Source organism: Paenibacillus sp. CF095 (assembly GCF_900101225.1).
In the GTDB taxonomy this organism is placed as follows: domain Bacteria; phylum Bacillota; class Bacilli; order Paenibacillales; family Paenibacillaceae; genus Paenibacillus.
The window spans coordinates 2,472,495-2,494,483 of record NZ_FMZN01000001.1 but is presented as its reverse complement, the minus strand read 5'-3'; the positions used below and the strand labels follow the sequence as shown (position 1 = coordinate 2,494,483).

Below are 21,989 nucleotides of genomic sequence, written 5' to 3'. Positions count from 1 at the left end.
TAATGAGTATACTGATTCAGCAAGCTACGATCCTAACGATGAAAGATGCCGATGCCCCCTTTACGGGGGATATTCGTGTTGAGGGAGATCGCATTACGCAGATTACTGATCACATTTTGCCTCAACCGCAAGATGAGATTATCGATGGACGCAATAAGGTTGCCATGCCAGGACTGATTAATGCCCACCAACATACACCAATGAGTCTGCTCCGGGGATTCTCGGATGATCTGAAGCTGATGGACTGGCTTGAACGCAAAATGTTGCCTGCCGAGGCGCGGATGAACCCGGAAGACATCTATTGGGGTGCCAAGTTATCCATCGCCGAGATGATCCGTTCGGGTACCACTGCTTTTGCGGATATGTATATCCATATGAATGAGATTGCGGAAGTTGTTAAGCAAACAGGTATGCGGGCATCGCTTACACGCGGGATGGTATTCATGGAGGATGATGGGGGACGCAGGTTGCAGGAGGCGATCGATCTTGTACAACGCTGGTCTGGAGCGGCCGATGGGCGGATTACAACGATGTATGGACCCCACTCACCCTATACATGTCCTGTAGAGCCGCTTCGTGAAGTCATTGCCATGGCTGTCACGGAGAATATTCCGCTGCATATTCATCTGGCAGAGACAAAGGAAGAAGTTGTGAAGATTCGTGAGCGCTATGGCATGACACCGACTGAGTATTTGGAAGAGGCGGGTATGTTCGAACAGGCACATGTGTTGCTTGCGCACGGTGTACATCTCAATCGCAGGGACATCGGCAGATTGAATGGCATGCGAGGTGGTGTAGCACACAATCCGGTCAGCAATCTGAAGCTGGGATGTGGAATTGCACCAATTACCGAGATGTTGGCCCAGGGAATTAACGTAGGCATCGGAACGGATGGAGCGGGAAGTGCCACAACCGTAGATATGTTCGAGGAGATCAAAGCTGCCACCTGGCTGCAAAAGCTGGACTATGGCGATCCCACTCGCTTGCCAGCCAAGGTTGTACTAAGCATGGCTACACGCGGAAGTGCTAGTCTGCTTGGTCTACAGGATGAAGTGGGTATGCTTGAGGTGGGGCACAAAGCGGATCTGATCCTGATTGATCTGGCGAAACCACATCTTCAACCGGTACATGAGGTAGAATCGTTACTGGCTTACAGCGTAAATGGAGCGGACGTGGACACCACGATTGTGAATGGTCAGATTCTCATGCGAGGCAGAAAACTGCTGACGATTGATGAGGATGAACTTTACCGTGAGGTGAAGGTTAGAGCCAAACGGATTGTTGAAGGAATTTAATTTTAAGTGAATCTGATCCAAACTGGAAAAATATTTGTGCTCAAAACGCTATGGAGGCTTTCTCTATAGCGTTTTTTGTCGAATTACAACTGGAAATAGTTCTATGGTCCTGTTCAGAATCGGTTCAGAATGACTCGTTATACTGAGCATGTAGTTGTTCAAATTTGAAATGTACACGAGGAGGAACATGAATTGAAGGGGAAAACAAACAAAAAACGGCTTAAGCCGATATTGAAAAAAAGCATGTTGACTGCACTCGGTTTGGGCATTGCGTTGCCTATAGGTGGAGCGCTTCCACAGGTCAATGCGGGAGAACTTGGTCCAGAGATCAAGATTTCGCGACCTGTGCTCAACGAGGATATTCGATGGTTGAATCGTTCATCGGAAGATTCAAATCAGCATTCTCTCGTGTCGTATACACCAATCGAGGCACTGGATAAGACTGTTATCATTGATTTGAATACGCATTTTCCATTCAATGCATACGATTCGGTAGGCGCCAGTTCAGATGATGATAGTGTGGCTCGCGTATACGTAAACAATGAAAATGAATTGGTAATTATTCCCTATAAATGGGGTAAGATCAACATTGAATTGAAAGCCAATTATACTTTATCTGGTGAACCTGTTAAGGATAATTTCGAACTTTATATTAGTAAACAAGGTGATGTGAATAATGATGGCAAAGTGAATTCTGCGGATGCAGCAGCGCTATTGAAACATCTTCGTAACGAATTCAACCGTCGCTCCTATTCTGCTGTTGAGATGAATCGGATGGATGTCAACCGTGACGGTGAAGTTTTTTGGTCTGATCCTCAGGCTTTGCTGGAAGGCTATGCCGTTACAGAGCTTGGTGCCAAGGATAACCGTTATGTATTGACATTCAAGCAAGTGGACGATGCGCCTTATGCATTGAATGCTCAACTAATCGGTGACATGAAGACCGGAGTCAAGATAACAAGTACAGTCGAATACTTTGACGCAGATGGTGATTACCCTAATACAACGCTGTATCAATGGTACCAAGGTTCGGATGCAACGGGAGAAGGTAAGACAGAGATCGCGGAAGCAACAAGCTCTGAGTACACTATTACTGCGAGCGACTTGGGAAAATACCTTTTCCTTGAAATCACACCTCAATCTACTTCCGACGAGCAATTCCGAGGAAGAACAGTAACAATTGTTGGCAAACAAGCTGTTGAAGGACCTCCATCACCCCCTTGACATTAAGTAGGGGATAACAATCACGTTCATCAGTGCCATCTATCAAATAATACAGACTATGGAGGTTATTACATGCTTCAACCGAAAAAGAAACGTCCAAGAATCAGAAAAACAATGTCAGGTTTGATCGCACTGACGTTACTCTCGTCACTCGTATTGCCGAGTGTAGCAGGGGCGGAGCCGATGGAACCATCACAGGTACAGTTTACGGATGTCAGCTTACAGGCTGGGCAGAGTGTGCATGTTCCTGTGACGTTAAAACAACCGCATTATGCGGCAGTTACCGCTTATAATATGCAGATTGATTATGATTCGTCTGCACTGGAGATCGTTCGTATCACTCCTAAATATGTCGGCGGCAATTTTCCATCCATAGTAGAAAACAATGAATCAAATTTTCATTATAAGATTGATAATGAAGCTGGCTGGGTACGGATCATCTGGGCTGATTTGACTGCAGGTGAACATCCAGTACCTATGGAACAGCAACTGTTTGATATTGAGGTCAAAGCCAAAAATAATGCGGCTCCAGGAACGAAAAAACTCACGGTTAATCGGGAAGATGCAGAGCACTGGAGTTTCACAAACGTAGATTATGAAAATTACACTGAATTGTCTGGTGGAACAATCACAATTACAGCAGCAAACTCAGGTGGCGACAATTCTGGTTCGACACCTACACCGAATCCTGGTTCCTCTTCGGGTGGAGGAGGTAGTGTATCACCAACTTCACCCGTCGTTACCCCAGTTCCATCCACTCCAGCGGTAACCAAAGGTGTAGACATCTATGTGAACGGACAGAAACAGGAACAATCTGCGAGGGCTACCACATCAACGGTAAACAATCAGGTTACCACCACGGTTCATGTGGATAATGACAAAGTCATTAATCAGATTGGAAGTGGACTAAGAACACTTCTGCTGCCGATTACAGGTACAGGTAAGGGCGCGGTCGTTGGTGAACTGAACGGCAAGCTGGTCAAAACAATGGAAGGAAGTAATGCCGAAGTTGTCATTCAGACTGACAGTGGTACATACACCCTCCCAGCTAATCAGATTCAGGTGGATCAGATTCATAACCAATTTGGAGGAACGACTCCACTCGAAGATATCACAATTCAAATCGCTATTGCGCCTAGTGCCACATCTAAACAAACAGCAATTCAGGCCGCAGCGGATAAGATGCAGAACACTACGGTGATCGCAGCTCCAGTTGATTTCGAAGTAAAAGCGATCTGGAATGGACAGCAAGTTAATGTAGATCGTTTCAACTCTTATGTAGAGCGCTCCATTACTTTGCCAGAGGGTGTTGATGGTTCAAAGATCACGACAGGAGTTGTGCTTCAGCCAGATGGCAGCCTTCTGCATGTACCGACCAAGGTTATCAAAGGTAATGGACAAGATTCTGCTATTATTAACAGCTTGACAAACAGTACTTACGCCCTGATCTATCATCCGGCAACATTCAGCGATGTAACAAGTCACTGGAGTCGTGATGACGTACAGGATCTGGCATCCCGTCTGATCGTACAAGGTACCGGTGAGAACGTGTTTGCGCCAGACCGGAGTATTACACGGGCAGAGTTTACGGCTGTTCTGTTAAGAGGTTTGGGACTGCACGCACCGCGCAGTACAGAAGCGGCATCGTTCACAGATGTGAAGACTGGCAGCTGGTATGAGGATGAGGTTCAGACGGCTGTATCCTACGGCCTAATCTCAGGTTATGCTGACGACAGCTTCCGTCCGAATAGCGAAATTTCTCGTGCTGAAGCGTTGACTATTGTGTCACGTGCGATGAAACTGGTCGGTCTGGCACAGGCCGACGCGTCAGAGACAACAAGTCTGCTGAGCACATACAGCGATAGCGCTAAAGTACAGGCTTGGGCAGCAGAGCCGGTTGCATCGGCGATTAAACAAGAGCTGGTACAAGGTGCTGATGGCAAACTGATGTCAGATGCAGACATTAGTCGTGCGCAGTCGGCGGCGATTGTGAAAAGGTTACTTGCAAAAGCTGGACTAATCTAATCAAATTTTGGACACCTACACTTACTTGGAATGATTTATTTCAAGCAAGCTGTAGGTGTTTTTTGTATATAGTTCTTTTGAACAACCTCTTATAGGTGCAATGGTCCAGTTCATTATCAGTTCATACTGATTTGTTACGATATGAACATCAAATAGATAGATATTGTGCATGATCAGGAGAGGAAGAGATCCATATGAAAATACTAGAAGTTAAAAATGTGAAGAAATCATACACCTTATATGGAAAAGAAAAAGTTCCCGTACTCCACGGTTTGAACCTGAGTTTTGAGACAGGGGAATTTGTCTCGATCCTTGGCGAATCTGGCTGCGGTAAGTCAACACTGATGAATATCATTGGTGGCATGGACTCCGATTATGAAGGGGACGTCGTTGTTCGTGGCAAGAACTTAAGTGCCATGACAGAGAAGGAAATGGATGATTATCGGAAGAATAATATCGGTTTTGTCTTTCAAAATTTCAATCTGATCCCGCATCTGTCTGTCCTCGAAAATGTGACGATTGCGATGCAAATGACGGATACCAGTGAGAAGGAGCGGAACCAACGTGCTGTTGATATTTTGACAGAGGTCGGGCTGAAGGTTCATCTGAACAAACGTCCCAACCAGTTATCCGGCGGTCAGAAGCAACGGGTTTCCATTGCACGAGCGTTATCCAACAATCCCGATATTATTCTTGCAGATGAACCGACGGGTGCTCTGGATAGGGAAAACGGAGATCAAATCCTCGCTCTGCTCGACAGTATAGCCAAAAAGGGAATGCTGGTGATTGCCGTAACTCACTCGCAGAAAGTCGCTGACTCCGGTACACGTATTGTGAAGGTTGAAGAGGGGCGCATTAGTGACGATATTCACCTGAAAAATCCTTCTACAGCTGTTTACGAGAGTGGTCAGGATTCTTCCCGGAGCCTGAGCTTGCTTGCTTCATTCAAGATGGCACTTAAAAATATGAAACTCAACGGCAAGCGTAATGTACTGGTAGCATTGGGTGGATCTATAGGTATATTAAGTGTACTCCTGATGCTCTCCTTGGGGAATGGTATAACGACGTATATGAATGACGAAATCAATTCAAGTATGGACCCTTTGCTCGTGGATATAACAAAGCCGAGTGAAGAAGCCAAGGATATGCAAGGCCCCGAGGCCTTGATGGCACCAGGTGAACCGTTCACCGAAGCTGATATCGAGACGATCCGAAATTTCCCTAATGTAGATCACGTAGAGACAATTACGACCATTACAGGCCAATCGACTATGGTGAATGAAAAACAAAGTGTGGGACTCACGCAATTAACAACGTTAACGGATGCTTTTGATCCAGCATTGATAACAACGGGTGTTCTGCCGGTAGAAAATGAGATGTTGTTACCCCTCGATACGGCGAAACAATTAAGCGGAAATGTTCAAGCTGAAACCATGATCGGTAAGTCTGTGTTTCTATATATCAACGAGATGGATGGCAATAATAAACCAGTAACTTTGGAGAAAGAAGTAACGATCTCAGGTATCTATGAAGCCGCAGATCAACGATCTCCAATGCAACAATCCCCGGGATACATTTCATCAGGGACGCTAGAGCAAATGTATACGGACAAAGGAATAACAATCGGGCCGATTCAGGTTAACGCCTATGCAACCGACATGAAATATGTCAATGATATCAATGAAGCTGCTGTTGATGCTGGCTTCGCAGGCTCTCAAATGGCCAAAGTTATGGAGAATATCACCACATATGTAAGTATGGCTTCCATTGTACTCGCGGGTATTGCAGGCATTTCGTTAATCGTATCTGGTATTATGATATTGGTTGTACTCTATATTAGTGTCGTGGAACGGACGAAAGAGATCGGCATTCTTCGGGCCATTGGAGCAAGAAAGAAAGATATCAAGCGCATATTCTTCTCCGAATCTGCCTTATTAGGCGTATTTAGTGGTATTATTGCGGTGATCTTTGCAGTGATCATTAGTTATGTATTAAATATTCTATTGGACAATGCGTTTGGAGCAAAACTCATTAATCTCTCGGGATATTATATCTTGTTTGGTATCGTGGTAAGTACAGGAATTAGTATTGTGGCCGGTTTGATGCCATCATCAAAAGCGGCGAAGCTGGACCCGATGGAATCCTTACGATACGAATAAATATCAATTTTGGAAAGGATAATGGCTGCATGAACACAATTCTGGTGGTGGACGATGATTCCCATATCCGCAAATTAATCCGAATCTATCTTGAAAAGAATCATTTCTCCGTGCTGGAAGCACCAGACGGTCAAGAGGCTTTAGATATCCTCTCGCATACGAAAGTTGATCTGGCGATTGTGGATGTAATGATGCCGCGAATAGACGGCATTGAACTGACGGAAGATATTCGGTCCTATCTGGATATTCCAATCTTGATGGTGACGGCCAAGGGAGAATCCAAGGACAAAGTCAGAGGATTTAATGCCGGGTCAGACGATTACCTGGTTAAACCGTTTGATCCTGTGGAGTTAATCCTGCGTGTAAAATCGTTACTGAAACGATATAACAAAAATTCATCAAACATGATTCAGATCATCGGTGTGACGATTGATTTGGGCAATCTGATGGTCATTGCGGATGGACAAACTATCGAATTGAAAAAGAAGGAATGTGAATTGTTATTTTCTCTGGCGAGTTCGCCAGGGAAAATATTCACACGTACACAGCTTATAGATGATATATGGGGTATCGATTACGAAGGAGATGAGCGCACGGTTGATGTACATATCAAACGGTTAAGGGAACGGCTTGAACCTGTACCTGAGCTAGTGATCTCAACGATAAGAGGACTTGGATATCGTCTGGAGCGGACATGAACATGTTTAGGAAAAGCCTGCGACTTCGCATCGTAGCTACGTTTATCGGGATTGTTCTGGTGAGTTTGATTCTCTCCTTTATGTTAAATAACGGGTCCCAGGAGAAGACACCTAATCGGTTTATGGTTACTTTTGCTGAAGATCTCGCTACACTGATTAACCTGATTGATGATCCGGAAAAAGTGAAATCAAGCTTCGATATCTTTGCTCGCTACGGCTTGAATATCACTCCCGTGAATGAACAAAGTGAAGTGTTATCTTCCTTGCCAGAGGACAAAGTTCATTCGTTATTTGAAACGGGTACAACAGATGCCATTTTTTTGTCCAGTAAAGATGGAATTGCAACCATAGGTGTTCCCGGAACAAACGAGGGAATTGGCACATTTCTGATTCAAAGTGATTTTTCCTCTCTTTTTCATACACTGCGAAACACGCTCTTAACCTCACTGTTAACGGTTCTGGTGATTGGTAGCTTATTAATCCTGTTCATGTCCGGATACATTGTGAAACCGATTAAGAGATTAACGATGGCAGCGAAAGATATGTCATCAGGAGATCTATCGGTCCGCTTGAAACATAATAACAAGGATGAGTTTGGCGAACTAATGGAGAGCTTTAATCATATGGCGAGTGAGTTGCAAAAAATCGATTCGGTTCGTGATGACTTTGTCAGCAACGTCTCTCATGAAATGCAGTCTCCGCTCACTTCGATCAGGGGATTTACCAGAGCACTACAAGATGGTGTTATTCCTCTGGAAGAGCAGAAAGAGCATTTGGATATTATCTATGAGGAAACGCTGCGCTTATCGAGGCTCAGTGATAATCTGCTTCGGTTAGCCTCGCTGGATTCAGAGCATCATCCGGTTCATTTCACCGCGTTCCAGTTGGATGAACAATTAAGAAGGGCGATCTTACTGGCGGAGCCGCAGTGGGCGCAGAAGGATATCCAGATCGAGTTGGACTTGTTGCCCTGCGAAATCACAGTGGACAAAGACTTGTTTGATCAGGTCTGGCAGAATTTAATAAACAATGCGATCAAATACACCGGTCCTAAGGGTACCATTCATGTCGAAATTGAAACGTCATCTTCATTTGTGAAGGTATTGATTAGAGATTCTGGACAAGGCATTCCTGAGGAAGCTCTTCCGTATATCTTTGATCGATTCTATATGGTGGACAAAGCCCGAAGCAGCTCGCTTCGAGGCAATGGATTGGGGTTGTCCATTGTGATTAAAATTTTGAAATTGCATCAATGTACAATTGATGTAGAGAGCGAAGTCGGAAAAGGTACGCAGTTTATTGTCACGATTCCCAGATCGGTAATTACATCTTAAGGCAAGTCAAAATAGAGAGAAGCAATATGGAAACAATCGGTCCCTGTGCGTTCAGGATTCAGATTGCTGCCATATTGCTTTTTTTGATATCTGTATTCGCGACAAAATTTCACATATAGTTTTGTTTAGCAGAGGATCATTTGATAAAATAGAAGAGACGTTATGTGAATCTATGAACTTAATCAATTTATTATACACAGAATGGAGCCATCCAATGAAATATCGCAATATGGAAGATTGTATTAACGATCTGGAACAGCACGGTCATTTGATTCGGGTCAAAGAAGAGGTTGATCCTCATCTGGAGATGGCAGCGATCCACATGAAAGTGCACGAGGCTAAAGGCCCTGCGTTATTATTCGAAAATGTAAAAGGCTCAAAGTTCCAGGCTGTATCGAATCTGTTCGGCACGGTGGAACGAAGCAAATTCATGTTCCGCGGTACACTCGAAGGCGTACAACGGGTCATGGCTGTTCGTGACGATCCCATGAAGGCGCTTAAGACGCCATTTCAGCATGTCCGCACAGGTCTTGCTGCATGGCAGGCGCTGCCAAAGCAGAAGTCTATCAGCCTACCCGTGTCGGCACAAGAGATTCAAATCTCGGACCTGCCGCTCATCAAACACTGGCCTATGGACGGTGGGGCATTTGTAACGTTGCCACAGGTGTATTCCGAAGATCCAGATAAGCCAGGCATCATGAATTCCAATCTGGGGATGTACCGCGTTCAACTAAATGGCAATGATTTTGAATTAAACAAAGAAATTGGATTGCACTATCAGATTCATCGCGGAATTGGTATACATCAAGCCAAAGCGGTCAAAAAGGGAGAACCACTAAAAGTTAGTATTTTCATTGGTGGTCCACCAGCACATACACTCTCAGCGGTTATGCCTTTGCCTGAAGGACTAAGTGAGATGACATTTGCTGGTTTGCTCGCCGGACGTCGTTTCCGGTACAGTTACAAGGACGGGTATTGCATTAGCAATGATGCCGATTTTGTCATCACGGGTGATATCTACCCAGGCGAGACAAAGCCCGAAGGTCCGTTCGGGGATCATCTGGGCTACTACAGTCTGACGCATGAATTCCCGCTAATGCGTGTGCATAAAGTATATGCCAAACCTAATGCTATCTGGCCGTTTACGGTTGTTGGTCGTCCACCGCAAGAGGATACGGCTTTTGGGGATTTGATTCATGAGATTACTGGAGACGCGATCAAACAGGAGATTCCAGGTGTCAAAGAAGTGCATGCGGTCGATGCGGCAGGGGTCCATCCATTGCTATTTGCAATTGGCAGTGAACGTTACACGCCGTATCAGGCGGTGAAGCAGCCGACAGAGTTGCTTACGATTGCCAATCGTATTTTGGGTACGGGTCAGCTCAGTCTGGCGAAGTACCTGTTTATTACCGCTGAGGATCAGCAGCCTCTGGACACCCATAAGGAAGTTGAATTCCTGACCTATATCTTGGAGCGTATGGATATGCAGCGGGATATTCATTTCCATACCCATACGACCATTGATACATTGGATTACTCGGGTACAGGGCTGAACAGCGGTAGCAAAGTTGTTTTTGCAGCCTATGGCGACAAGATTCGGGATCTGTGCACGGAAGTTCCAGAGTCTTTGAAAAACATTCGTGGTTATGAGAATCCGCAGCTCATCATGCCGGGTATCGTTTCGATCCAGACATCGGCCTTCACGAGTTATGCGGATACAGCACAGGAGATGCAAGCATTCACTTCTCTATTGAAAGAACAAGGCGATCTGGACGCGTGTCCGATGATCATTCTATGTGACGACAGTTCGTTCCTGAGTGCTAACCTCAGCAACTTCTTATGGGCAACGTTTACTCGAAGCAACCCTTCACATGACATGTACGGGGTTAATAGCGGATATGACCACAAGCATTGGGGTTGTGATCAGGTCATTATTGATGCACGTACCAAACCTCACCAGGCACCGCCGCTGATTCCCGATGTTTCGGTCGAGAAGAGCATTGAACGTTTATTTGTTAAAGGGGCTAGTCTGGGTTCGATCAAAATCTAATTTGAGATGTCTTGAAGAAGTTCAAACGAAAGAGTTTGAACTTCTTTGGCTTACTCTGATACGGCAATGAGGCACAAAAGTGTGTAAAAGTTTAAAACCGGGACTAATTTGGATATTGGAGTGAGGATAAAGTCTTATACGTTCGTATTTACCATTGTGATTAAGGTCGTTTGAACTATGTATGAAATGAAGAATTATAACGATATAAAGAAGTATAGGTATTTTTGTGGCCCCGTTCCGTTGGGTGCTGTTACTATAATGAATTGTTCAGGGGGAATACCGATTTGAGAATCCATATTATGAACCTGCAAGACGGAGACCGTCTAACTGCGGATACATTCAGCGATGCAGGATTACACGTTCTCGGGAAGGGAACTGTGATCAAAGGTGAGGATATCTCCTTGCTTATGCAGCACCGTGTAGATTATGTAGATATTGAATCACGCGAAGAGGAAATCACTGAAGCAGAATTTTTTGCTGCAGCGGCAAAGCATGCTTCCGGGTTAAGTACTAGCACGAAGGAAGAAGTGCCTGAAGAAGAGATGAAGTCCCAATTTATTCAGACTGTACATAATTATCAAAATGCTTTTCTCGAAGCTCTGACCGTTGGCAAGTTCAACGCCACAATGGTGGATGATGCACTGCAACCGATGGTTGAGGGACTGGATGAGCAGAAAGATGTCGTTCATCTCCTGATGATGCTGGAGCGGGATGACGTCAATAACTATACACATTCAATCCAGGTAGGATTGTTGTCCTTCTACCTTGCGAACTGGCTTGGATATTCTCAGAAGGAGAGTTATCAGATTAGTCGCGGTGGTTATCTGCATGACATTGGAAAGTGCAAAGTATCCCACCGGATTCGGAACAAAACAGAACCGTTGACGGCTGATGAGCAGCTTGAAATGCAACGTCACACCATATATGGCCATGAAATTATCAAAAATTCGATGACGGATGAAGCGACAGCACTGGTTGCTCTGCAGCATCACGAACGGGAAGATGGGTCGGGTTATCCGATGCAACTTGAGAAAAGTGAAATTCATCCATATACACAAATTGTATCTGTAGCGGATATCTATATAGGCATGAGATCCGGGAATCACGGAGGAAGCAATCCAAACCTGATCAACAACCTTAGAGATATCTATGGAATGGGATTTGGTAAATTGAATGAAAAACCGGTTCAGGCATTGATGCAACATTTGCTTCCTAATTTCATCGGGAAACAGGTTCTGCTCAGCAATGGAGAAAAAGGTGTTATTGTCATGAACAATACATCTGATATTTTCAAACCACTCATCAAAGTGGAGTCTGAAGAATATCGCGATCTCTCCAAAGAGCGTACGCTTGCCATTGATGAATTGCTTATTTAATCTGAATATGATCTGTATTCCTTACTTATATTGAGAACGGGCCTCCTGTACTAAGACAGGGGACCCGTTTTTTGTTATATCATCCACGATGTGTTGTTCGACCAAGGAAGCAAGCGTATACTTGCAAAGACCTTATTTTTCCTGCCAAGGAGCGATCGCCATGATTGAAGTGACAACCGAGATTACGATACATGCCTCGATTGAACGGTGCTTTGACTATGCCCGGGATATTGATGTACATACTCAGACCGTCTGGCAACATACGCGAGAGCGAGCAGTTGCAGGAGTAACCACAGGAAGAATTGGAGCAGGGGATACAGTTACATTTCAGGCTACTCATTTTGGTGTCAGACAGAAGCTGAAGTCCCGAATTGTGCAGTTTGAACGACCTTTCCTCTTTGTGGATCAGATGGAGAAAGGGGCTTTCAAGAGCATGCGACATGAACATCATTTCAGCGTAATTGGGGATCAGATGACTTGCATGAGAGACACACTTCGATTCGAAGCTCCACTTGGATTGCTGGGATGGGCAACCGAACGACTTGTGCTGAAGAGATACATGCAGGCATTTCTGGAGAGTCGCAATCGTAAGCTCAAAGATATGCTTGAGCAGTAGTCATAATTGAAGGAATAGAGGAGAGAAGACGTTTGATGGATAATGAATATTTTGTAGGTTGGGGCACACTTGCCTTGATTAATGCCGGACTAGCTCAGGGAAAAAACAGAAGTGGTCGGAACTGGTTTCTGATTTCCCTGTTATTTGGTCCGTTAGCAACCCTCTTTATTGTGGTGTGGAATAAACTGGACTAATTCAACGATTGAGATTCCGATGCATATAACGATCGATCATCCAGAACACAAGGGCTGCTGCACTAACGCCAGCACCTAACCAGCATACGGCTGTCCAGCCCGCCCATGCATACACTTGGGTAGAAACGATGGAGCCGGTTGCACTGCCGATGGAATAAAAGATCATATAAGCTGCCGTCAAGCGGCTCTGTGCTTCGGGGCGAACTTCGTAGATTAGGCTCTGGTTGGTAACATGTACGGCCTGCACGGCGAGATCGAGCAGGATAACACCCAGGATCAGGAACCAGAGAGAATGATGGACATAACCGATGGGCAGCCAGGACAAGAGCAGAATGACAAGGGCGACACCGGTTGTTTTCTGCCCAAGGCCCTGATCGGCGAGTTTACCTGCACGGGCAGCGGCCAGTGCCCCAGCCGCTCCTGCCAGACCGAATGCACCTATGACCGTATGAGACAAGGACAGTGGAGGGCTACTTAGTGGCAGTACCATAGAAGTCCACAAGATGCTGAAGGCTGTAAAAATCAACATGGCCAGCACACCTCGTACTCGTAACACACGCAACTCACGGTACAGTTGCAAGACGGAACCGAGTAATTGGATATAGCTTTGTTTCACTTGTGGTGATTGCTGCCTTGGGAGAACAAAAAATAATGCGACAATTCCGAGTAATGTAAGGCTGGCAGAGAACAGATATACCGATCTCCACCCGAGCCAATCGTTCAGTGTACCTGCAACCGTTCGTGCAAGTAAAATGCCAATGACGATTCCGCTGGTTACCTGCCCGACAATGCGACCACGTTCGGACGGGGCTGCCAAGTGTGCAGCAAAGGCAACGAGCGTTTGCGTAATGACGGCTAATAAACCAACGACAGCCATGCCCGTGAATAAAAGTGAGCTGGATTGTGCGGTTCCTACGAGAACCAGTGCAAGCACAGATAAGAGCATTTGAATGATGATCAGCTTGCGGCGATTTAAGAGGTCACCAAGCGGAACGAGAAGGAACAGCCCCAAGGCATAACAGATTTGAGTCACTGTGATGACAATCCCTATGGATGATGGAGAGAGACTGAATTCTTGAGCAATGGAGTCCAGCAGAGGTTGAGCATAATAAATATTGGCGACCGCAAGTCCGCTGCACACGGCAAAGAGAAGAGCAACTAACCGTGACATGGCAGGACGATCCTTATTGGATAATTGTGCATCTGAAGAAGAAGTTTGCATGCGTATTTGTCACCTTTCTATTATGTACTGATCGGTATGTTATGTTTCGGGATAACCATACTTTATTTACGTGAATTCTGTCAACAGAGAATTGGATGAGATTTTCAATTTGGTTAAAAACGTTTTATGGAAGAGTTTTTTTAATTTTAATAATCTTTATTGAGTGATCTTTGACTTATCCATTGGTATGAGGTTAAAATATATAAACATACTGATCGATACATAAAGAGGTGAATTGTATGGTTAGACAACGGGAATTTGATACGGATAAAGCACTCGATGCAGCGATGCATACGTTTTGGGACAAGGGATTTGAAGCGGCATCTTTAAATGACTTGACGACCGCAATGGGCATACAACGTCCCAGTCTGTATGCGGCTTTTGGCGATAAAAAGGAATTATTTGAAACAGCACTTCGCAGGTATACCACTCAGCATGCTGCTCAAGTCAGAGCCAGACTTCAACAGAGCTCCTCCGTGCGAGAAGCCTTTCGTGGACTGTTTGAACATATAGGAGCAGAGGGGAGTGTGACCGAGCCTAGTCACGGCTGTTTTTGCATTAATACGATGGTTGAACTGGCTCCACATGATCCCAAATTCGCTGTCCTTACACGGGAGCATCAGATGTACCTGGGTGTTCTTTTCAAAGAAACGATAGAACGAGGGCAACAGAGCGGGGAATTGTCCCTCCAATTGAACGCGAGTGCGGTAGCACAGTCTTTGGTGGTATCCATGATTGGATTGACTGTTCTGATGAAATCAGGACCGGACCGCTTGTTTGTAGAGCAAAGCATCCAGGTTACACTATCTTTGTTGCAATAATAGGGATTTATTCTGTTTAAAGTGATGCGGAGTTGCTACAATATATACAAATTGAACTTAACATTTACACAAAACGGAGAGAACAGAAATAAGCTGAGGAAGCGCAGCGTTCGCCTTTATCCCCGGATTTTTCCTTTATAAAAAGGAATCGAAGAAAATCTGGGGATAACAGCGATCAGAAGGTTGTTCTGTCATTGGAGTGACCAGTGTAAAGATTCTTTAGACAATTTATACAGATAAGAATTGAGCAGATATAGGAGGAGATCAGAAATGAATACAAAGTTGCGCTGTGCTGTTTTGGATGACTATCAGAACGTTGCGCTGACGTCGGCGGACTGGAGTCCGTTGATGGATCAGGTAGAGATTCAGACATTCAACAACTATATGGGCTCGGAAGAAAAAGTCATTCAGGAATTGCAGGATTTCGATATTGTGGTTCTGATGCGGGAACGTACACCGTTTCCGGAGAAGGTCATTTCTCAGCTCCCTAAGCTAAAACTTCTGATTACAAGTGGTATGCGCAACGCGTCGATAGATCTCAAGGCTGCAGAGAAGAACGGGATCATTGTGTGTGGAACCGAGGGAAGCTCTAATCCGCCGACGGAGCTTACATGGGCACTGATTCTGGGGCTGTCCAGACAACTGGTTACGGAAAATAATGCACTTCGCTCCAATCGAAACTGGCAGAGCACTGTAGGGTTGGATTTGCATGGGAGAACACTTGGATTGCTCGGTTTGGGCAAGATAGGCACTCGCATGGCTGAGATCGCACAAGCATTTGGTATGAATGTGATGGCCTGGAGCGAGAATCTAACACAAGCGAAAGCCGAAAAACATGGTGTCATCTGGTCCGAGACCAAGGAGCAATTGCTTGCACAGAGCGACATCGTATCCATTCATCTGGTATTGAGTGATCGTACGCGGAATCTGATCGGACAAGCCGAGTTTCAACTAATGAAATCGAGTGCGCTACTCATCAATACGTCGCGAGCGGGCATTGTCGATCAGGAAGCTATGGTGGAGGCATTGCAGAGTGGTGTGATTGCTGGTGCAGGTCTGGATGTATATGAGCAGGAACCGCTGCCAGTTAACCATGTGATGCGAACATTGCCCAACGTTCTGGCCACACCGCATCTGGGTTATGTGACTCGTGGCAATTATGAAATCTATTATGATCATACCGTGGAGAATATAGCGATGTTCCTGAAGGGAACACCAATCAGGCAACTGCTTTCTTAGAATGAACGTATGCGGAGTATGACTCGGCTATAATTATATAGAATCAACGACAAATAAGGTGCTGCCAGGAAAGAGTTAGACCTGAGCAACACCTTTTTAGTATATCTGTGTAGCAGAACAAATGAAGGAATAGCTTAACTGTGTGGTCCTCGCTGGGAGGAATGAATCATGGCTACGCTTGATTCACGAACGATTAAGCGCGGTTCAAATTGGATATGTTCGTAATCGGTCGTATTCATCTCCCGAATTCGTTTTAACAACAGCTCGGTAGCAAGTCTGGCGACTTCTTCGCCCATTATGGAGACGGAACTAATCTGAGGAGACGTGACGGTCGTCCATTGATTGTTATCGACACCAACAACAGCCACATCTTCAGGTACACGAACCCCTAACTCCTTGAACCGATTAACCAATCCGATGGCAACCATATCATTAATGGCATAGACGGCATCTGGCATATGCGTAAGTCCATAGAAATAATCTGCAGCATTGGCACCTGTATTCAATGAAAAGTCCTCACCAAAGTAGACGAGAGAAATGTCCACGTGACCTACGGCTTGCTCATACGCACGAAAGCGTTCTTCTATAATGTCCTTCGGTGCTCCTGCATAAGCGATTCGAGTCCGGCCGATTTTGAACAGATGCTCCATCACCAATTTGCCTTCAGGTTGAGACAGAGAGACGATATCTGCCTTCATGCCCGGTTCCAGTTTTTTGCCGTAATTAATCATGGAGATAGGGAGCGGCGCTTTATCAATCAGCCCGGGTAACGTTTTGGGATACGCGAGAGGCATGAAGATCAGTCCGTCCACATGCAATTTTTTGACATTACGAATGGTTTCCAACTCGGTTCTGGCATTGCCTGCCGTATTGATCTGCACGACATGGTACCCATGCTGCTTCGCCGTTTGCTCTACAGACCAGGAGATTTCCGGAATGATGGCGTTACGTATGTCGGGTACCACGAGTGCAATCTGGTGCGTTTGCCGGATTTTCAGACTCTGTGCCGAGGTGTTGGGTACAAACCCCAGTTCTTCAATGGCCTGCATCACTTTATCCCGTGTTTTACTGCTGATGCCTTCTGAATTGTTGATGGCCCGGGATACGGTAGCGATGCCCACGCCGGCACGCTCTGCAACGTCCTTGATCGTAAGTTTCTGTTCTTTCCTCAATGTACGGTTACCTCACTTTATCGGAAACGATTCCGAATTATTAGGAATATGTATGAACTTCACGATAGTTATATAACTTGATTATAACATTTGAACAATGAAGTATCCCGTGAAAGGACCAGATTTATGGCGAGGTATGATTATATTTCATTCAGTCTGCAATATTATTTGCCATGATATATGTTAATAATAAGGATTACATCGTTTTAAGATCACTTGAATTAAAGTATATGCATTCTAAAGTAAACTCGATATGATCACGAAATAGACATATTAGTGGAGAAATATGTTTGACAGCGTATCTAAAATGTGACATATTTAATTTACGGAAACGTTTCCGATTATATCACACATTATGATCTGGGAGATGAAATGAATGAAAGCATTACGTTGGCATGGAGTCAAAGATTTACGTCTCGAAAATATTAATGAACCTCACCCTGAAGAAGGTAAGGTCAAAATAAAAGTGGAATGGTGCGGCATCTGCGGCAGTGACTTGCACGAGTACACAGCAGGTCCGATTTTCATTCCGGCTCAAGCGCCACATCCGCTAACAGGGGAACAAGCGCCTATAGTCATGGGGCATGAATTCTCAGGACAGGTGGTTGAAGTAGGGGAAGGTGTTACACGTTTCAAGGCGGGCGATCGTGTTGTGGTAGAACCCATCTATGCATGTGGACACTGCGAAGCTTGTAAACAGGGCAGATACAATCTTTGCGATCAGATGGGTTTCCTTGGACTCGCTGGAGGCGGAGGAGGATTCTCCGAGTATGTAACTGCTGCAGAAAACATGGTACATGCCATTCCGGATTCAATCTCGTATGAGCAAGGTGCGTTGGTTGAACCTTCAGCTGTAGCACTTCACGCTGTGCGCCAAAGCAAACTGAAAGTGGGAGATACGGCAGCCGTGTTTGGCGCAGGCCCAATCGGACTACTGGTCATCGAAGCGCTTAAAGCTTCGGGAGCGTCGGATATTTATGTGGTGGAGTTATCGGATGAACGGAAAGCAAAAGCCGAAGAGCTCGGTGCCATTGTGATTGATCCTATGCAGTTTAATGTAGTGGAAGAGATCCATCAACGTACACAAGGTGGCGTTAACGTAGCCTATGAAGTAACTGGTGTTCCACGTGTTCTGCAACAAGCCATCGATTCAACACGTATTGGTGGAGAGTTGATGATCGTCAGTATTTTTGAACAGGAAGCACCGATTCACCCGAACTCAATTGTCATGAAAGAACGTACAGTTAATGGCATTATTGGTTATCGCGATGTTTTCCCGGCGGTGATCAGTCTGATGGATAAAGGTTTCTTCCCGGCTGACAAGCTGGTGACCAAACGAATTTCGTTGGATGAAGTGGTAGAGCATGGATTTGAAGCACTGTTGAAAGAGAAAAATCAGGTTAAGATTTTGGTAAAAGCTGAATAGAAATCACAGACAATAAGAACAAGTAGACAGCACATCAACAGATGTGATTGTCTACTTTTTTTGTATAAATAGGGCGGAATTTGTTGCATGTGCGGGTGGTTTTACATAGTATAAAAAGATACAATTTGTATCATCTTGGTGTGAAGGTAATGATGATGAAAAAATGAAGGAGGAAGCGGACATGCAGAGACATACAAAATGGACAGCCGTAATTTTGACCATTGTCGCAGGAATGAGCTGGATGCTTATGGGGAACTCCAAACCGAAAAACACCACGTCAACGAGTCAACCCCCTGCGACGGAACGTGGGCTTGCCAAGGTGTCGAATGCACCGATCAGTTCAGCGGATGTAACATCGAAGATCGAACTGCTAGGAAGACCTTTTACCAAAACACCATATGCTAATAACGTCTGGGACATGCAACTGTACAACGGCAAAATATATTTGGGCCACGGAAATAGCAGCAATCTGGGCGTAGCTCCAAATTCAGGCCCTATTCCAGTCATTTATTATGATACAGCGAACGCGAAATTTAAGACCCAATCGGTGACTAACAGCAACCCGGGCATCTTGCCATCAACGAAGATGTATGTGGATGAGGAACAGATTGATATCTACAGAGTACTAAACGACAAGTTATATATTCCTGGCAATGATTCCGATAGTGAACAGTGGGAACTGGGTAACTTCTATCGTCTGGATGGAGAGGTGTGGACCAAATATCGCAATCTGCCGCTTGGTGTACACGTATACGATTTGGCATCTTATCAGGGTAAGATGTTTGCCGCGCTGGGGACAGATTCCAAACCAACGATATTAATCTCTCATAATGAAGGTGAAACTTGGCAGAAATATGCGACCATTAATACGTTTGGTTTCCGGGCTTATACCATGTTCCATCTTAATGGCAAGTTATATGCATCTGGCATGATGTATCCTGCCAATAAAATATGGAATGACAAAACTAATATTCTGGAGATTAACGAAAAGCTTGAGAAACGGGATGTTGTCATCTATGGCAGCAAAATGCTGCCTGGACTAACCTATCAAACGGGCACGATTCCTTATAATAAAATAGGCAAAAATGTTAACTTCAATAACAAGTTGCTCTATATAGCGGGAGGCGTGTTCAATGATGGGCAGCTGCTGCCCAAATCCTTAAATGTCATGACCGACATTAATCAGGCAAGGCGAGTTAATCTCCCAGATGCCAAGGCGCTTCCTACGGATGTGCTGTTACGAGACGGCAAGGTATATGTGCTTACGTACACTCGCCAAAGTGCCAATCTGTATATCAATCGGGTCTACCAATCCACGGATCTGACCACATGGAATGAGATTTTACGTTTTAATCAGGACACCTATGCCAAGTCTTTCGAAGAGAACGAGGGTGACTTCTACTTTGGTCTGGGTACCGATCCGGATGTGTTATCGACTTCATCAGGGAAATTGCTTCGAGTGAACCGCAGTGATATCCCTGTGAATGCTAATTAAATTCGAAGGAAGATTATGGATTATATACTATGCTACATCCACATTATTGGTGACCAGGAAAATACTTTAAGATGTAGTAGAGTGCATGTCAGACTGCTTCCGTAGTGTGATCAAACAGAGGCTGCCGTAAGGTAGCTTTCTTTTTTTTCTATAAGATACGTTTGAACGCCCAACTTCGAAAATTTGAAAATAAAATTAAGAAACTATAAAATGGATAGAGAAATAATCCTAAACCAGTCAACTGGAGTATACTTGTTACAATATACAAAAGCATGTCGCATTTCATGTGGATGCGGAGTTTCACACTTCCAATTGCAAAGGAGCAATGTACTATGAACGTACCTTCAGCATTATTCAAACCTTTCACCTCGGACAAGCTAACATTGTCTAATCGAATCGTTATGGCACCCATGACTCGCGGATTCTCACCAGAGGGTGTACCTGGACCAGAAGTTGCTGAATACTATCGTCGCAGAGCAGCAGGTGGAGTGGGGCTCATCATAACAGAAGGTACAGGCATTAATCATCCATCTTCGGTTAGTGGAGCCAGTATTCCATTATTCCATGGTGAAGATTCGTTGCAAGGATGGGCTAAAGTAGTGAAAGCAGTACATGAAGCGGGTGGCAAAATCATGCCACAATTGTGGCATGTGGGTACAGCACGTCGTTCCGGTGACTTGCCTAACGCAGAAGCTGAGCCTGTAAGTCCGTCAGGGGTTAGCATGGCAGGTGAACCATCACGTGAACCATTAACCGAAGAGGAGATTCAAGGTCTTGTACAGGCATATGCCCAAGCGGCAGCGGATGCACAGCGAATCGGGTTTGACGGCATTGAACTGCACGGAGCCCATGGGTACTTGATTGACCAATTCTTCTGGGAGCAGACGAATCGACGGACCGACAAATATGGTGGTGATTTGGTACGGCGAACTCAATTTGCAGTTGAAGTAATTGAAGCTTGTCGTGCGGCGGTTGGTCCTGATTTCCCAATTGTGCTCCGGTTCTCCCAATGGAAGATGGGGAATTATGAGGCACGTCTGGTGGAGACGCCAGAACAATTGGAGCAATTCTTGGCACCACTCAGTGCTGCTGGCGTGGATATATTCCATTGCTCTACACGCCGGTTCTGGTTACCGGAGTTCGAAGGTTCCGAGCTGAACCTTGCGGGTTGGACGCAGAAAATCACTGGCAAACCAGCCATTTCGGTTGGATCGGTAGGTCTTGAAGCTGAATTTGTGGACAGAGCAACCGAGAACCAGGGAACAGGGGATGCCCATCTGGATCTATTAAATGAGAAGCTGGAGAACAATGAATTTGACCTGATCGCCTTGGGTCGTGTTCTGCTTAGTGATCCCGAATGGCCTGCCAAAGTTCGTGAAGGTCGCATATCCGAAATCATTCCATTTACAACGGAAGTGTTGCAAACACTCCATTAATAGAAGCCTAGGAACGTTTGGTGAAAGGTGAACCAACGCTGAACGACAACGATTTACAACGAAAAGTAAATAAAACGAACAAATAGGCCGCCTTTGGGCGGCTTTTTGAGCCACCTATACTAATAATTTCAACATATGAAAAATTCACAATAGTAAAACACTTTCCTGCGCCGTTGCTCCTATTGATTATCCCCACACGTCCCGCAC

The 21,989-nt window shown here is 45.1% G+C and carries 17 protein-coding genes; 15 read left to right on the top strand and 2 right to left on the bottom strand.

Annotated features, from left to right (window positions below):
* Positions 1-2 precede the first annotated feature (2 nt).
* The 10 genes from BLS69_RS10655 (at position 3) to BLS69_RS32115 (ending at position 12,971) form a co-directional block, all read left to right on the top strand.
* A complete protein-coding gene (locus tag BLS69_RS10655) occupies positions 3-1,295 on the top strand; it encodes an amidohydrolase (RefSeq protein WP_091031281.1) in 1,293 nt (430 codons plus the stop codon).
* Positions 1,296-1,487: 192 nt separating this feature from the next.
* Positions 1,488-2,519, top strand: coding sequence for a dockerin type I domain-containing protein (locus tag BLS69_RS10650; protein WP_091031279.1), 1,032 nt, complete (start codon positions 1,488-1,490; stop codon positions 2,517-2,519).
* A 72-nt stretch (positions 2,520-2,591) separates the two neighbouring features.
* Positions 2,592-4,544: an S-layer homology domain-containing protein gene (locus BLS69_RS10645; RefSeq protein ID WP_091031277.1), complete on the top strand. Its 1,953-nt coding sequence runs from the start codon at positions 2,592-2,594 to the stop codon at positions 4,542-4,544.
* 194 nt (positions 4,545-4,738) lie between these two features.
* Positions 4,739-6,703 carry an ABC transporter ATP-binding protein/permease gene (locus BLS69_RS10640; RefSeq protein WP_091031275.1) on the top strand — a complete coding sequence of 655 codons (1,965 nt, stop codon included), beginning with the start codon at positions 4,739-4,741 and terminating at the stop codon, positions 6,701-6,703.
* Between the two features lie 29 nt (positions 6,704-6,732).
* Positions 6,733-7,401: a response regulator transcription factor gene (locus tag BLS69_RS10635; protein WP_091031272.1), complete on the top strand. Its 669-nt coding sequence runs from the start codon at positions 6,733-6,735 to the stop codon at positions 7,399-7,401.
* A 2-nt stretch (positions 7,402-7,403) separates the two neighbouring features.
* Positions 7,404-8,735 (top strand): HAMP domain-containing sensor histidine kinase, encoded by a 1,332-nt coding sequence (locus tag BLS69_RS10630; protein WP_176872666.1) that lies wholly within the window; start codon positions 7,404-7,406, stop codon positions 8,733-8,735.
* 214 nt (positions 8,736-8,949) lie between these two features.
* Positions 8,950-10,785 carry a UbiD family decarboxylase gene (locus tag BLS69_RS10625; protein WP_091031267.1) on the top strand — a complete coding sequence of 612 codons (1,836 nt, stop codon included), beginning with the start codon at positions 8,950-8,952 and terminating at the stop codon, positions 10,783-10,785.
* 284 nt (positions 10,786-11,069) lie between these two features.
* Positions 11,070-12,161: an HD-GYP domain-containing protein gene (locus BLS69_RS10620; protein WP_091031264.1), complete on the top strand. Its 1,092-nt coding sequence runs from the start codon at positions 11,070-11,072 to the stop codon at positions 12,159-12,161.
* A 160-nt stretch (positions 12,162-12,321) separates the two neighbouring features.
* Positions 12,322-12,777: an SRPBCC family protein gene (locus BLS69_RS10615; RefSeq protein ID WP_091031261.1), complete on the top strand. Its 456-nt coding sequence runs from the start codon at positions 12,322-12,324 to the stop codon at positions 12,775-12,777.
* 32 nt (positions 12,778-12,809) lie between these two features.
* A complete protein-coding gene (locus tag BLS69_RS32115) occupies positions 12,810-12,971 on the top strand; it encodes a hypothetical protein (RefSeq protein WP_155985038.1) in 162 nt (53 codons plus the stop codon).
* Between the two features lies 1 nt (position 12,972).
* Here BLS69_RS32115 and BLS69_RS10610 read toward each other — a convergent pair whose 3' ends face one another.
* Positions 12,973-14,193, bottom strand: coding sequence for an MFS transporter (locus BLS69_RS10610; RefSeq protein ID WP_091031259.1), 1,221 nt, complete (start codon positions 14,191-14,193; stop codon positions 12,973-12,975).
* 239 nt (positions 14,194-14,432) lie between these two features.
* On the opposite strand from BLS69_RS10610, the gene BLS69_RS10605 reads away from it, so the two are divergent.
* Together BLS69_RS10605 and BLS69_RS10600 are read left to right on the top strand one after the other, a co-directional pair.
* Positions 14,433-15,014, top strand: coding sequence for a TetR/AcrR family transcriptional regulator (locus tag BLS69_RS10605; RefSeq protein WP_091031256.1), 582 nt, complete (start codon positions 14,433-14,435; stop codon positions 15,012-15,014).
* A 270-nt stretch (positions 15,015-15,284) separates the two neighbouring features.
* The gene (locus BLS69_RS10600) at positions 15,285-16,253 is read left to right on the top strand and encodes a D-2-hydroxyacid dehydrogenase family protein (protein ID WP_091031254.1); all 969 of its coding nucleotides are present in this window, start codon (positions 15,285-15,287) and stop codon (positions 16,251-16,253) included.
* 134 nt (positions 16,254-16,387) lie between these two features.
* Here BLS69_RS10600 and BLS69_RS10595 read toward each other — a convergent pair whose 3' ends face one another.
* Positions 16,388-17,425: a LacI family DNA-binding transcriptional regulator gene (locus tag BLS69_RS10595; protein ID WP_017688801.1), complete on the bottom strand. Its 1,038-nt coding sequence runs from the start codon at positions 17,423-17,425 to the stop codon at positions 16,388-16,390.
* 376 nt (positions 17,426-17,801) lie between these two features.
* Here BLS69_RS10595 and BLS69_RS10590 point away from each other — a divergent pair, with 376 nt between their 5' ends.
* The 3 genes from BLS69_RS10590 to BLS69_RS10580 all read left to right on the top strand — a co-directional run bounded on the left by BLS69_RS10590 (position 17,802) and on the right by BLS69_RS10580 (position 21,782).
* Positions 17,802-18,851, top strand: coding sequence for a 2,3-butanediol dehydrogenase (locus BLS69_RS10590; RefSeq protein WP_076249528.1), 1,050 nt, complete (start codon positions 17,802-17,804; stop codon positions 18,849-18,851).
* 181 nt (positions 18,852-19,032) lie between these two features.
* Entirely contained in the window at positions 19,033-20,346 is a 1,314-nt protein-coding gene (locus BLS69_RS10585) for a hypothetical protein (protein WP_091031252.1), read from the top strand.
* Positions 20,347-20,678: 332 nt separating this feature from the next.
* The gene (locus BLS69_RS10580; protein WP_091031250.1) at positions 20,679-21,782 is read left to right on the top strand and encodes an NADH:flavin oxidoreductase; all 1,104 of its coding nucleotides are present in this window, start codon (positions 20,679-20,681) and stop codon (positions 21,780-21,782) included.
* The last annotated feature ends 207 nt before the right edge of the window (positions 21,783-21,989 follow it).

Excerpts from the sequence above, each read along its gene's own strand:
- BLS69_RS10655 (WP_091031281.1), top strand. The coding sequence starts at position 3 with ATGAGTATACTGATTCAGCAAGCTACGATCCTAACGATGAAAGATGCC.
- BLS69_RS10625 (WP_091031267.1), top strand. The coding sequence starts at position 8,950 with ATGAAATATCGCAATATGGAAGATTGTATTAACGATCTGGAACAGCAC.
- BLS69_RS10615 (WP_091031261.1), top strand. The coding sequence starts at position 12,322 with ATGATTGAAGTGACAACCGAGATTACGATACATGCCTCGATTGAACGG.
- BLS69_RS10590 (WP_076249528.1), top strand. The coding sequence starts at position 17,802 with ATGAAAGCATTACGTTGGCATGGAGTCAAAGATTTACGTCTCGAAAAT.
- BLS69_RS10605 (WP_091031256.1), top strand. The coding sequence starts at position 14,433 with ATGGTTAGACAACGGGAATTTGATACGGATAAAGCACTCGATGCAGCG.
- BLS69_RS10640 (WP_091031275.1), top strand. The coding sequence starts at position 4,739 with ATGAAAATACTAGAAGTTAAAAATGTGAAGAAATCATACACCTTATAT.
- BLS69_RS10600 (WP_091031254.1), top strand. The coding sequence starts at position 15,285 with ATGAATACAAAGTTGCGCTGTGCTGTTTTGGATGACTATCAGAACGTT.
- BLS69_RS10610 (WP_091031259.1), bottom strand. The coding sequence starts at position 14,193 with ATGCAAACTTCTTCTTCAGATGCACAATTATCCAATAAGGATCGTCCT.
- BLS69_RS10630 (WP_176872666.1), top strand. The coding sequence starts at position 7,404 with ATGTTTAGGAAAAGCCTGCGACTTCGCATCGTAGCTACGTTTATCGGG.
- BLS69_RS10635 (WP_091031272.1), top strand. The coding sequence starts at position 6,733 with ATGAACACAATTCTGGTGGTGGACGATGATTCCCATATCCGCAAATTA.
- BLS69_RS10580 (WP_091031250.1), top strand. The coding sequence starts at position 20,679 with ATGAACGTACCTTCAGCATTATTCAAACCTTTCACCTCGGACAAGCTA.
- BLS69_RS10645 (WP_091031277.1), top strand. The coding sequence starts at position 2,592 with ATGCTTCAACCGAAAAAGAAACGTCCAAGAATCAGAAAAACAATGTCA.
- BLS69_RS10585 (WP_091031252.1), top strand. The coding sequence starts at position 19,033 with ATGCAGAGACATACAAAATGGACAGCCGTAATTTTGACCATTGTCGCA.